Below are 12750 nucleotides of genomic sequence, written 5' to 3' on the forward strand. Positions count from 1 at the left end.
GGCAGGGTCCAGCAAGTCATGTTGCACAGAACAGAACGGGAGGAAAAGGATGACTAGCTTGATTACCAGAAGGACCTTCGTCGGTGGTATGGCTGGTGCTGCCGGTGTCGCGGCACTCGGTGGGTCGGCCTTCGCGCAGCAAGCGCTACCCACGAGCCCCGTTACGCTGAACATCATCGACGTAGCCGGCAACTTGGCCTTGACTCAAAAGGCGATCGAAAACTACCGGAAGGCGAAACCCAATCTCGTGTCGCGCATCACCTTCACAAAGGCGCCTGCGCCGGAACTCGCAGGCAAGATCAAGGCGCAACAGGATGCCGGCCGTGTCGATATCGATCTCGTCCTCACCGGCACGGATGCTCTCTCCGCCGGCCTTGAGCAAAACCTTTGGGTTGAGTTGATCCCAACCTACGCAAAATCACTTCCCAACCTCGAGGAAATCTACATTCCGGCTGCTGCCAGAATGCAGACGCTTGCCAAAGGGCATGGCGTCGTCGTCACCTATTACCCTTCCGGTCCTCTCCTTGAGTACATGCCTGGTAAGGTACAGAACGTCCCGACAACAGCCGAGGAACTGCTTGCCTGGACCAAGGCCAATCCAAACCGGTTCATCTATGCCCGTCCGGCCAATTCCGGGCCTGGCCGCACCTTCATCATGGGGCTGCCTTATATCCTCGGTGATAGCAATCCGCAGGATCCGGCCAGGGGCTGGGACAAGACCTGGGCTTACCTGAAGGAGCTCGGTCAGAACATCGAATATTATCCGTCCGGCACCGGTGCGGTCATGAAGGAGCTGGGTGAGGGCTCTCGAGACATGACTGTCACCACGACTGGATGGGACATCAACCCCCGCGTTCTCGGTGTCGTGCCGAAGGAGGCCAAGATCGGGGCACTGAAGGGATTCCATTGGGTCGCGGATGCGCACTACATGTGCGTTCCAAAAGGGCTGTCTAACGAGAAAGTCGCCGTTCTTCTTGATTTGATGAGCTTCCTGCTGACGAAGGAGCAGCAGGCCTACACCTACGATGAAGGCTATTTCTATCCCGGTCCGGCTGTGAAGGGCGTCACACTCGATATGGCTCCTCCGGAAAGCCAGCAGGCGATAGAGGAGTTCGGACGTCCCGAATACGAGAAGATGATTGCCGAGAATCCTATCGAGCTGCCGCTCCAGCCCGAACAGATGGTGGTCGCCTTCCGGATGTGGGATGAGCAGGTCGGCGGGGCAAAACGCAAGTAAGAGCTGAGAAGAGGATCTGCAATGACGATAGCTCTTTCACAGTTCGAGGAAGTTCGGCTTGATCGCGTCAGTCGCGACTTCGGGGCGCTCAACGCCCTTCGCGATGTGAGCCTAACGATCAAAAGGCGCGAGTTCATCGCGCTTCTCGGTCCATCCGGTTGCGGCAAGTCAACGACGCTGAACTGCATTGCGGGTCTTCTTCCCGTCACGGGGGGAGCGATCTGGCTCGATAAAAGCCGGGTCGATACCCTGAGGCCGGAGGAGCGCGGGTTCGGCATGGTTTTCCAGAACTACGCGCTCTTTCCGCATCTGAATGTGCGCCAAAACATTGGGTTCGGTCTCAAGATGCGCGGTGTGCCGAAGGCTGAGATCGACCGCAAAGTCGATGAGGCTCTAGGCTTGGTCCGCCTTCATGGACAGGAAAACAAGCTGCCTGGGCAGCTCTCAGGCGGTCAGCAGCAGCGTGTAGCGATTGCTCGCGCCATCGTTATCGAGCCACCACTGGTCCTGATGGATGAGCCGCTGTCCAATCTTGATGCGAAACTACGCCTTGAGATGCGAGCCGAGATCCGGCGCATCCACAATGAACTTGGCGCGACGACGATTTACGTCACCCACGATCAGGACGAGGCCCTTTCACTGGCAGACAGGATCGTGGTCCTGCGAGATGGGGTGGTGCGTCAGGTGGGAACACCGAAAGAACTTTACGAGGAACCGGCCCATCTCGACGTTGCCGACTTCATGGGCTTCCGCAACAAGCTTAGGGGTCGGGTGGTCGCAAACGAGAGTGACCGGATCATCCTCGATGTGGAGGGTGCCAAGATCAGCGGAGTCGCGCGAGAGGGACTATCACTTGGCTCTGCAGCCTATGCTGCAATCCGCCCTGACGACCTTGAGGTCGGTGAGCCCGGTTCCAATACGCTTGCGGTCAAGGTTGACACCATGGAGTACCGTGGTCGCGAGTTCGTCGGCACAGCCCATTCGGCAGGCGGGCTCGACCTCGTGTTCCGCTCCCATCATGCCGTTGAACCTGGAGCGAACATTCATCTTCGGGCTGCGGACGAACGCATTCTCGTCTTCGCCGACGCGATCCGAGGGAGGGATTGATGGATGCACTCGCGCCAGCGCCTGCCGCCACACTTCACGGACCGAGTCTGCGTCAGAGGTTCGCGGCTCGGGGCTTCGATGCGGTCACTCTCCTCGTGGTACCGGCAGCCATCTTCAGTCTTTTGTTGTTCGTCTACCCTTTTGCCTTCGGCTTCATTCTGTCTTTCACGCCTAAGGCCGGCGGCGACTGGCTCGCCAACTACCGACGTTTCTTCTCCGATGCGTTTCTCTATGACACCATCGCGAAGACACTCTGGCTAGCTGTGCCCGTGACGCTCCTGAATTTACTGCTGGCAGTGCCGATCGCCTTTCGCGTCCGCCTGATGCGGCATCAGCGGCTCCTGACGACAATTCTCGTCCTGCCGATCACGCTGGGTACGGTGCTAGTGGCTGAGGGATTGTTGAACTATCTGGGCCCGCAGGGTTGGTTCAACCGCACACTGATGACGATCGGGCTAATATCGGAGCCGCTCAAGCTTGTCCATAACTACTGGGGCGTCTTTGCGTCCTTGGTGATCACCGGGTTTCCATTCACATTTCTTCTTACCCTTTCATACGTGACCGGGATCGATCCTGCATTGGAGCAGGCGGGAGCGACGCTCGGAGCGAGCTCCTGGCAGCGCTTTCGATATATCTACCTTCCGCTGTTGATGCCGGGCTTTGCCATCACTTTCTGCCTATCGTTCGTGCAAGCTTTCTCGGTGTTTCCCTCGGCCGTACTCCTCGGGGCTCCCGCTGGCCCCACCCGCGTCATCTCGATTGCCGCCTACCAAGCGGCTTTCGAGGAGTATGACTACTCGATGGCTTCGGCAGTCGCCATGATCATGGGCTTCGTGCAGCTTGGTATCGTAGTAGCCGTACTTGCCTCCCGTGGCCTCTTCTACCGCGGTCCAGCAAGCGGCGCGAAAGGATGAGTTCATGATCCGCGACACTACTCTCGCCGCAAAGCTCTGGGCTGTCGCCATCTGGGCTATCGTCATCTTTTTCGTGCTTAATCTCTTCGCGATGATTGGAACCGTGGTGACAAGTTCCTTCGCGACTCGCTGGCTTGGCACATGGCTGCCGGCCGGCTGGACGACCCGCTGGTACGATTCCGCCTGGAGCGAGTTCCAACTGGGAGACGTCCTCCTCGTCACCTTCCAGATTGTAGGCGCTGTTGTTCTAATCTCCGGCATTCTTGGCGTTACTGCTGCCTATGCACTGGCTCGACGCGACTTCATGGGCAAGCGGCTGCTTGTGCTCCTTTTCCTGCTGCCGCTGCTGATCCCGCCGATCACCTTCGGTATCCCTCTTGCAACCGTTCTCTACCAAACCGGGCTCGCCGGCACGTTCTGGGGGGTGGTCGCCGCTAACCTCGTGCCGACCGTTCCGTTCGTGATCCTGGTGATGATTCCTTTCATCGAGCAAATCGACCCGAAGATCGAAGCCGCCGCCCGGGTGTTCGGAGCAAACACCTTCAAGCTGTTCATCCACGTGCTCCTGCCGCTCCTCCTGCCGGGGATCCTCGCGGCGCTCCTGCTGGTGCTCGTGCGAACCATCGCCATGTTCGAGCTTACCTTCCTGGTGGCTGGACCGACGAGCCAGACTCTCGTTGTGGCACTCTATTATGCGGTGTTTGCGGCCGGTGTGCGGGCAGTGCAATCCATCGACGCCATGGCAGTCATCTATATGGTGACGACTCTGGTATGGCTTATCATTGCCCTGCGATTTGTGAATCCGACTCAGATCGTCACCCGCGCGAAGCAGCAACCGGCGCATTGAGGGCAGAATGTCTAAGAGGCGTTTGAATGCGGCCGGATTGGGAGAGGTTCCTGTCGAAATCCTGCGTCCGGCCTACTCGCGCAGGGGTGTTTCCCCGGGTATCGTGCACTTGGGTGTGGGTGCCTTCCACCGGGCTCACCAGGCCGTCTACACGGACGACGTGCTAGCCCGTGATCCAAGTTGGGGCATTGTCGCCGCAAGCTTGCGCAGCCCCGATACCTACGACGCTCTTTCTCCCCAGGACGGCCTCTACACACTTTCCGTTCGCTCACAGCAGGGCGAGGCATTACGCGTCATTGGCTCGATCCTGCGGGTGATCGTTGCGCGCGATAATGTCGATGACCTGCTCGACGCCATGACGACCCCGGCAACCCGTATCGTGACCTTGACGGTCACGGAGAAGGGCTACTGCCATGATCCGGCGACGGGCAACCTCAACGAGGAACATCCCGATGTCCTTCAAGACTTGGCGACACCGAACAGGCCCCACACTGCACCTGGATTGATCGTGGAAGCCTTGCGCCGTCGCCATGCCAAAGGGGTACCGCCCTTTACTGTTCTCACCTGCGACAATCTTCCGGCGAACGGCCGTACTGTGAAGCGGGTTATCACGCGCTTTGCCGAGTTGCTTGACGCTCAGCTGGGGCGCTTCATAGCAGAGGAGGTTTCTTGTCCGTCAACGATGGTGGACAGGATTGTGCCGGCTACCAGCGATGAGGACAGGCAGCGGATCAGTCAGCGTCTCGGCATGGCTGATGCATGGCCCGTTGTAACAGAGCCTTTCACCCAATGGGTGATCGAGGACCGCTTCCCGCAAGGGCGACCCGCCTGGGAGGACGCCGGGGCTGAGTTCGTGGCAGATGTGGAGCCTTATGAGCACATGAAGCTCAGGCTTCTTAATGGAAGCCATTCGACGTTGGCCTATCTCGGCTATCTTGCAGGGTACCGGACGGTCGCGGAAGCCATGGCCGATCCGTCCTTCGTCCGGCTTGTGGAAGGGCTTATGGATGAGGAGGTTACGCCGACTCTGCATATGCCGCCAGGCGCGGACCTCTCGTCCTACAAGCGCGCCTTGATCGAGCGGTTCAAGAATCCGGCCCTACGACATCGTACCTGGCAGATTGCAATGGATGGCTCACAGAAGCTGCCGCAAAGGCTCCTAGGCACAATCCGTGACCGGCTCCGTGAGGATGCACCCATCAAGCGCCTGGCTCTCGGAGTTGCCGGCTGGATGCGATATGTCACCGGGTTCGACGAGACCGGTGCACCGATCGATGTACGCGATCCGATGGCGGCGCGTCTCCGGTCATTGGCTAACGAGGCTGAAGGATCCATTGAGCACCTCTCGCAGAAGCTCTTCACCGTAACTGAGATCTTCGGGCGTGACCTTCCTCATGATGCCCGCTTTACGGATGCGGTCACTGAGTGTCTGCGCAGGCTCTACGAAAATGGGGCGAGGCGCACCGTAGCCGAACTACCTTGAGACGCTAACTGCCGATCAGAAAGCCTGAAGCGTAAGAAAGCGGGTGTCAAGAGATTGTCCCTTGGCTTCATGCATGAGGTTGAAAGAAGAGCGGTTCTGCTCTCAGTTCCTGTTCCAACGGTACATGCGACGCTCACCGGCCAAGCAGTCTACAGGGGCTTCTGCTTGTACTCTCTCGATTTGCGCCTGAGGGGGAAGTCCCGCGATTTCGCGGATGATCTTCGTTCTGATCGCCTCTGCAAACTGATGACGCTCGCGCACAGGAATGAGGAACGCGCCCTGTCCGCCAATGACACAATCGCGGTAGTAATGGTCGAGATTCTCCATATCGCCGAAGCCCGAGGGACGTTTCAGCATAATTGGGAGGCCATTGATCGTTATGCCTCGTGCAACAGCCTCATCCCGTGCTTTTACGACTCCCCTTCCGCTGCTGTTGGGCCCGTCTCCGGAGATGTCGATAACCCTTCTCATTGGCTCCACGTCCATTTCCCCAAGTAGCTGCACGCTGAAGTCGATGGCGCCGGAAATAGATGTACGTCGTATGCGCCCGATGGGGGTTTGGCTGAGCCCATCAGCGAACTTTATCGCACCTTCGGAATCGCCAATGACCGTCCAAGGGACGATTACGGTTTGGTCGTCCACACCGGACCATTCGACATAGGTAACGGCGATCCGCCCAAGCATGCCGTTGCGGATGGCGTCGTGCACGAGAGAGGAACGGAAGGCTTCGATGAAGCCCTGACGCTGAAGTTCCTGTTCATCCGGATCCATGGAGCGCGAGACGTCAACCGCCAAAACAAGGGCGAGATCGACTTCGGTTTCTGCCTTGGCGGTTACCGAGAGGGATGTCCATAAATACGCCGCTGACAGGAGTGTAACTATACTACGGAGCCTCGGTGCCATCGCGGCCTCCAGTGTCTGAAAGAACAAAAAGTGGATCGAAATCACCTTCCGGCAAGCCTTTTCACCGAAGAAGGGACGAGTAGGCTTGCATCTATAGGGTGGCTAATGCCCCTGCCTGCCAGAGCATAGGAAAGAAAAGCCGTGGTGCGGCGGTGCAAGGCAGAGTATGGCCTAACGGTGATTGGCTGATCGAACTGGATGACAGCAGCCGAACCGTCCTTCAATGGGGGTGCGCTCAGGCTTAAGTTCTATGGCTAGATTGAACCGTTACACGATTGCGAAGGTTACCAAGTCGAGCCGAGCTGAGGAGCCTCCCATGCACACACCGGATGAGTGGCAGATTCCGCCCGATTTTCAGCCCGATCCGAAGGCGTTCTCTTACGACCTCAAGCATGCCTTGAACGCGGTCGTATCCCTGAGAACCACAGTTCCTTCCGATGCCTTCACGGCACATACCCTTGGAACGGAGCGAGCAGGGTACGGAGTCGCCATTCGCACCGATGGGCTCGTTCTGACCATAGGGTACCTGATCGCCGAGGCAGATGAGGTCTGGCTTCGAACAGGCGACGGGCGAGCCGTCCAGGCCCACATAATCGCCTATGACTATGAGAGCGGATTCGGCCTTGTTCAGGCGCTGGGGGCGCTCGATGTTCCGGTCCTAGGATTGGGGGATGCACGGCGTCTAGGTGCAGGGACTTCCGTCGTTATGGGAGGCGCGGGTGGGCCCTCCCGTTCCCTTGCCGCGCAGGTCGTAGCCCGACAGGAGTTCGCCGGTTACTGGGAATACCTCATTGATGATGCGATCTTTACCGCGCCTGCTCACCCTAATTGGGGTGGCGCGGCCCTGATCGGACCCAAGGGTGATCTCGTCGGTATAGGCTCACTTCAACTGCAGCACCAGGCATCGGGTGGACGCGCCGTTCCGCTCAACATGAGTGTGCCTATCGATCTCCTAAAGCCGATTCTTGACGACCTCCTGACTTTGGGACGGACGAACCGCCCACCTCGGCCCTGGCTTGGACTTTATGCGACTGAAGCGGAAGACAGCCTCGTCATCATCGTCGGGCTTGCAGGAGATGCGCCTGCACAGCGGGCGGGCCTCCGCGCTGGAGACATCGTACATGCGGTAGCAGGTGCGCCGGTTTCATCGCTGCCGGATTTCTATCGTGCGATGTGGGCGCTCGGGAGGGCAGGGGTGGATGTGCCGCTTACTCTGGAACGCGAAGGCGACAGGTTTGATGTCACGGTCACGTCTGCCGATCGGAATCGCTTCATGAAGCCGCCGCGCCTTCAATGAGGATCGTCTCCGGCCTATGACGCAGCCGGATGAGTCCTGATCGCTCGTCTACCTCTCGTGCGGGACCCGCAGAGGTAGACGTTACCCGATGCGTCGCGCGAGAGCAGTGGCGATACGTGCCGCCAGGGCGGCATTATTCTTGATCAGAGCAATGTTTGTTTCCAAGCTGCGGCCGCCGGTCTTCTCAAAGATGTGAGACAACAGAAAAGGCGTCACTGCCTTTCCTGTAACATGGTGGTTCCTCGCTTCTTCAATGGCATCCTCTATGAAACCGGTCATCTCGTGCATTGGAATCTCATCCTCCTCCGGCACAGGGTTGGCGACCAGAATTCCTCCATTGAGACCGAGTTCCTGCTTTGCAGTGACGAGGTCGGCAACAGCCTCAGGCGTCTCGATGCGAATAGTGATCGGCAGTTCACTCTCCCGGCTCCAAAACGCTGGAAATCGGTTCGTTTGATATCCAACGACAGGAACACCTCGGGTTTCTAGATATTCTAGGGTTCGCGGGAGGTCGAGAATAGCCTTGGCTCCGGCACATATAACAGTGACGGGTGTATGAGCCAGCTCGTCCAGATCCGCGGAGATATCCATTGTCTTCTCGACGCCGCGGTGAACGCCGCCTATGCCACCGGTTGCGAATACCTTGAGCCCGGCACGGTGAGCGCAGATCATGGTAGCCGCCACAGTGGTCGATCCATGCCGGTTGGCCGAGACGGCATAGGGTAGATCGGAGCGGCTCAGTTTCAGTACATCTTCTGCCGTGCCGAGCCATTCCAGTTCATCCCGAGACAAGCCTACCTTGATCCGGCCGGCGATGACGGCGATGGTAGCAGGAACAGCCCCGTTACTGCGTACGACTGACTCTACGTCCAGCGCTGTCGTAACGTTCTGCGGGTGGGGCATCCCATGAGTGATGATCGTGGATTCAAGGGCGACAACCGCTCCACCATTCTCCAGAGCAGCTTTCACCTCCGGTGCAACATCGAAATGGTGCTGGCCCATATAGGATGTCATGGGAATCCTTGTTCAAGAATGAGATTCTGAATACTTGGCATAGATGCTTTCAGCAAGGCGAGCGAAAGATCGGGACGAACGCTTGCAGAATGCTCAATCGTCAGGCGGGCTGCAACCATTCCCAGTCTGGCAGAGATCGCGAGAGGGTTCCCCTTCATCAACCCGAGCAGAGTTGCTGCGATCAGAGAATCCCCGGCTCCAGTGACGTCTATGACCTGTGTGCCTTCCGCCCTGATGAACTCTACCTCCAATTCATCGGCTGCGATGAGCCCAGCTGCACCGCAGGTTAGGATAACGCGCGCCGCGCCGCGCTGGCGAAGGCTCACTGCGGCCTCGATCGCGGAGAATGCATCATCTGAATCCTGGCCCAGCAGTGAGCGAGCCTCGTCGCTATTCAGGAACAGAGCGTCAATGCCGCGCAGATCGGGCGGCAGATGCAATGCCTTGGATTTCGAAACGGCATCAACGGCAAGCATGGGAGAGTGATGGCGTTTCAATGAAAGAAGATCGGCTATCGTCTCTGCCGGAAGGTTGCAATCAGCAAAGATCCAGGAGGAGGAGGCGAGTTCAGGCCAAGCCCTCTGCAACAGCTCAGGCGAGAAAGTGCCGAAAATCGACATGTCGGCCAAGCCGAGGGCAATATTTCCATCGGGCTGCAGGACCACTGTATACTCTGCTGTGCCGTATTCTTCAGAAATGAGGATCAGGCTTGTGTCGACACGGACCTGATTAAGATGATGTAGGATGAGGCGACCATTCTCGTCATTGCCGAGAAGGGACATAAGAGAACATTGCGCTCCAAGGCGCGCAAGGTTTTCTGCGACATTGCGAGCGACTCCCCCAAAGGAGCGCTCGGAGCGCACCGGGTTCGATGTCCCGAATACAACGGAAGCCTCCGAACGAAGCTTGCGGTCGACAGCGGCCCCTCCAACGCAGGTTATTTTGCTTCCTGTAGGTCTCACCTTTATGCCTTTCCTCAAGGGCAAATTGTTCTTCGGCTTGCCGTCGAGAGGTGGTTCTGACCGGAGACTGAATCATTCGGCTCACGCTTTCACTTGGAATGCAGCCGAGGACAAACCTGCAGTAATCGGGCTGAATGGTTCCTAAGAGCTTTAGTCCCCTCCCAAGGCAAGCTCGGTTTGGCGGCTTCCGCCCTGCCGATCACGCTTCTGCTCACGAGGGCTTGGGTGCGGATTCTTTCGCTTGGCTTGGCGCGGTGTATGCGTCCTATCGGTCAAGCGTGCCTTGGCTCGGTCCCTTGCAACAGCCTCAGGTGCGGAAGGATCATCTTGCAGCCACTTCCCGCGCTTGATGACCTCATTCACTCGGCCTTGGTTGACTCCAAGCCTGAAGGCTATTTCCTGTTGGGTCATATCCGTCGTCGCATGAAGATCCAGAATTTGCTTGGCAAGTTCTGGAGTCATTTTGCGACCGGCGATCCGTCGGGCTGGCGCAATGGATCGCTTGGCGCGATCCCGCTCACGCAGCTTCTGCAGGACGGCGAGTGCCATATTCATTCCTTGCTCACGCAAGGCTTCCTCGAATTCCTTGAGCGTGGTCATTGGAGAACTCCTGGGAAGCTGGCTCTAGGCGAAAAGCGTATTCGAAGACTCTTCCACTCGTTCGGCTAACGGCAATGCTAAAATATTGTTTCAGGGATGACTAGCAATAGTCGATCAGGGGCACCGATCAGGCTCAAAATTGTGCTGGTATCTTAGAGTTCGAGAGAGTTTACGTGTGCACGTTATAATGTGTTATTATGCGTCTGCCAGACGCTCACGTGAGCCGCGCTGTGATGTGCAGATAATACTCCTTAGGCTGTTTACCCAGCGTTAAGCCTGTTGATGCAGGATTTGCGACAAATAGTCCTAACCAGGTTGGCGTCGATGAGTGTTCGATTCGCGAAGGTGCTCGAGCAGGTGGCAATGGCCGGCCGTAAGGGGCTTGGCTCTGGCGCAGGTGAGCGAGCGAGCCTGCGTCCTGAGGAAATCATCCGCGCCAGAGAGGCGGCGGGAGATCGGGTTACAATATTCCTCGGCCTGGGGCTTACAGTATCTGCAATCGCATTCCCGGTCTACGCCATACACGCCAGTGCCGGTCAACCGGATGTGCCGCGTATTCTGCCTCCCATCGTCGGCACCATTCCCGTTAATAAAAGCCTTGCTGCCGCGGCTCAGGGACGGTTCACGAACTATGATCCAGCCACGACTGGGGCCGTGTTCAAAGAGGACGGTTCGGTGGATCAGACGCAAGGCTCGAAAACGGCTTCTGCCTCCGTATCGGAAGTAAAGATGGCTTCCAAGCGGTACGTGGTTTGGAGCGTGAGCCAGGGTGTCGCTTTGGTGGAAGGGCCGGACGGGCTTCGAGCCGTAGTTCCCGGTGCCGTATTACCTGGTGCAGGTCAAATCCTATCGATTGAGCAGGCGAAAACTGGATGGGTGGTTGTGACGTCTGAAACAATCATTGAACAATCGTCGACAAAGCGACTTTGAACGTATCCCCGCAGCCTCCTCTTCACAGCAGGATGGGCAGATCGATGAACTGCTCGCTACGATGCGGAGGAATGCGCACGCGGTGCCTCGGCCCTGTTTAGGAGTAGAGGTTCGGTTTCTCGGGATCCGTCCACAAGAGGTCCAGTCTCCAAGGCGAGTTCCGTTCCTCGCAGGAACTTGGAACTGCTGGACATGTTGTTAATCTCGCTGCCGGACTCATTCTCTGAGAAACTACCTTCATAAAGAATTTCAGCCAGAAGGATCTCTGTTTCCGAGAGGAGAAAACGCGCGGCTCTATCTTCCCACCAGTCGGCTAGCACCGTAAAGGACCAAAGGAGCGCAAGTCCGGTCGAGCCGATCAAAATCCAGGTGGGCAGAGAAAATCGAATATTCACCAGGAAGTGGAGCCATATTGCTGCGACACTTGACAGGAGGCTCATGGCACCGATGAGCGAGAAGCGTTCGACGCGCTTGAGCAGCTTCACGAGCAGAGGCGACCTCAGTTTGATAGGCGCAGTTCCCTGCGGCATTGCGAGAAAGCTGCTCCTCGAATGATTCACAATGCCGACAAGAACCCCCTTATCTGCTTCGATTCTGCGGACGTAGACCAAGGAAACATCGTCATCCTTCTCAATGAGGATGTCACGTGTCAGGACAAGTGTGCGGTGTTTCTTATCTGCCGCGTGGACGCGGATTTCCTGAGATAGACCGCTCGAGCCTATGCGGGCTGTGGAAGAAAATTTTGCGCGTACGAGGCCGCGCCAGCTCCAGTAGACGAGATTCTCATTCTTAATACTCTTGACAATGTCCATCTGAGCCTCGCGGCATAAAATTTGGACCGCTTACCAAGAGATATCCTGTTGTCTGGATTAGTATATCGGATATTTAGAATTTGGTTAAATCCTACTGCTGAAGTGATGAGGTTTCAATATTGCAAATCGGCGGCTGCTTAGCCCCTAAGTGAGACGCTCTGGCGTAGAAGGTGATTTACTTGTTCCCTTCTGGTCTGAATAACTTCGCTGGGCGGCCCAATGCTTATAGCAAGCCCGTAGTATCTCGGCGAGTTCGTCAATCGCCCATATAATTGCCACAGCTGCGAAGAGAAAGCCGCAGAAGGCGACGAAACTCGATATCGGCGGCAGTTCTTCTGGCTGCATGAAATAGCTGGTAATCACCGCCCAGCCGGCAAGGGCACTGACTGTTACGCCGCTAGCTCCTTTAGACATGGCGGCTCCCATCATTCTAACCATCGGTAAAATTTTGTAACGGCAAAATCTTGATGATTCATGGATCCGCGACTAGGGCGGATTAGAGAGCTTAGACACAATATTAGAGCGGATTCGATTTAGGTGAACTCGTATCCGCAGTTGCTGAGATAGTTCTGGCATTCGTCCGCCGGGAAGCTGTCGAGCAGTTCTCCGATGGTCGTCCAGAGCGCCTCCTTGGTGCGAACTGC

At 57.2% G+C, this 12750-nt stretch carries 13 protein-coding genes; 7 read left to right on the top strand and 6 right to left on the bottom strand.

What is annotated here, in order from left to right; all coding sequences use genetic code 11:
- Positions 1-49 precede the first annotated feature (49 nt).
- From ACFOYU_RS27300 to ACFOYU_RS27320, 5 genes are read left to right on the top strand one after another with little or no spacing between them, the layout of a single operon-like run.
- Entirely contained in the window at positions 50-1237 is a 1188-nt protein-coding gene (locus ACFOYU_RS27300) for an ABC transporter substrate-binding protein (RefSeq protein WP_226739148.1), read from the top strand.
- Between the two features lie 21 nt (positions 1238-1258).
- The gene (locus ACFOYU_RS27305; RefSeq protein ID WP_377035943.1) at positions 1259-2344 is read left to right on the top strand and encodes an ABC transporter ATP-binding protein; all 1086 of its coding nucleotides are present in this window, start codon (positions 1259-1261) and stop codon (positions 2342-2344) included.
- A complete protein-coding gene (locus tag ACFOYU_RS27310) occupies positions 2344-3258 on the top strand; it encodes an ABC transporter permease (RefSeq protein ID WP_226739152.1) in 915 nt (304 codons plus the stop codon). Before ACFOYU_RS27305 ends, ACFOYU_RS27310 begins: the two co-directional genes overlap by 1 nt.
- Positions 3259-3262: 4 nt before the next feature.
- A complete protein-coding gene (locus ACFOYU_RS27315; protein WP_226739154.1) occupies positions 3263-4105 on the top strand; it encodes an ABC transporter permease in 843 nt (280 codons plus the stop codon).
- Between the two features lie 7 nt (positions 4106-4112).
- Positions 4113-5588 carry a mannitol dehydrogenase family protein gene (locus tag ACFOYU_RS27320; RefSeq protein ID WP_377035944.1) on the top strand — a complete coding sequence of 492 codons (1476 nt, stop codon included), beginning with the start codon at positions 4113-4115 and terminating at the stop codon, positions 5586-5588.
- A 102-nt stretch (positions 5589-5690) separates the two neighbouring features.
- On the opposite strand, the gene ACFOYU_RS27325 is transcribed toward ACFOYU_RS27320, so the two are convergent.
- Positions 5691-6491, bottom strand: coding sequence for a DUF1194 domain-containing protein (locus ACFOYU_RS27325; protein ID WP_377035945.1), 801 nt, complete (start codon positions 6489-6491; stop codon positions 5691-5693).
- Between the two features lie 316 nt (positions 6492-6807).
- Here ACFOYU_RS27325 and ACFOYU_RS27330 point away from each other — a divergent pair, with 316 nt between their 5' ends.
- A complete protein-coding gene (locus tag ACFOYU_RS27330; RefSeq protein ID WP_377035946.1) occupies positions 6808-7788 on the top strand; it encodes a S1C family serine protease in 981 nt (326 codons plus the stop codon).
- Positions 7789-7869: 81 nt separating this feature from the next.
- Here the strand turns inward: ACFOYU_RS27330 and ACFOYU_RS27335 are convergent, their stop codons facing one another.
- The 3 genes from ACFOYU_RS27335 to ACFOYU_RS27345 all read right to left on the bottom strand — a co-directional run bounded on the left by ACFOYU_RS27335 (position 7870) and on the right by ACFOYU_RS27345 (position 10364).
- A complete protein-coding gene (locus ACFOYU_RS27335; protein ID WP_377035947.1) occupies positions 7870-8802 on the bottom strand; it encodes a pseudouridine-5'-phosphate glycosidase in 933 nt (310 codons plus the stop codon).
- Complete coding sequence (locus ACFOYU_RS27340; protein ID WP_377035948.1) at positions 8799-9764, bottom strand: carbohydrate kinase family protein; 966 nt, start codon at positions 9762-9764, stop codon at positions 8799-8801. The genes ACFOYU_RS27335 and ACFOYU_RS27340 overlap by 4 nt, the downstream gene beginning before the upstream one ends.
- A gap of 150 nt (positions 9765-9914) precedes the next feature.
- Complete coding sequence (locus tag ACFOYU_RS27345; protein WP_377035949.1) at positions 9915-10364, bottom strand: RNA polymerase subunit sigma-70; 450 nt, start codon at positions 10362-10364, stop codon at positions 9915-9917.
- A 324-nt stretch (positions 10365-10688) separates the two neighbouring features.
- On the opposite strand from ACFOYU_RS27345, the gene ACFOYU_RS27350 reads away from it, so the two are divergent.
- A complete protein-coding gene (locus ACFOYU_RS27350) occupies positions 10689-11294 on the top strand; it encodes a hypothetical protein (RefSeq protein WP_377035950.1) in 606 nt (201 codons plus the stop codon).
- A 56-nt stretch (positions 11295-11350) separates the two neighbouring features.
- Here ACFOYU_RS27350 and ACFOYU_RS27355 read toward each other — a convergent pair whose 3' ends face one another.
- The gene (locus ACFOYU_RS27355) at positions 11351-12106 is read right to left on the bottom strand and encodes a hypothetical protein (RefSeq protein ID WP_377035951.1); all 756 of its coding nucleotides are present in this window, start codon (positions 12104-12106) and stop codon (positions 11351-11353) included.
- 144 nt (positions 12107-12250) lie between these two features.
- Positions 12251-12535: a hypothetical protein gene (locus tag ACFOYU_RS27360; protein ID WP_377035952.1), complete on the bottom strand. Its 285-nt coding sequence runs from the start codon at positions 12533-12535 to the stop codon at positions 12251-12253.
- Positions 12536-12750 lie beyond the last annotated feature (215 nt).

This window comes from Microvirga sp. GCM10011540, from assembly GCF_042650665.1.
Taxonomy (GTDB): Bacteria; Pseudomonadota; Alphaproteobacteria; order Rhizobiales; family Beijerinckiaceae; genus Microvirga; species Microvirga lenta.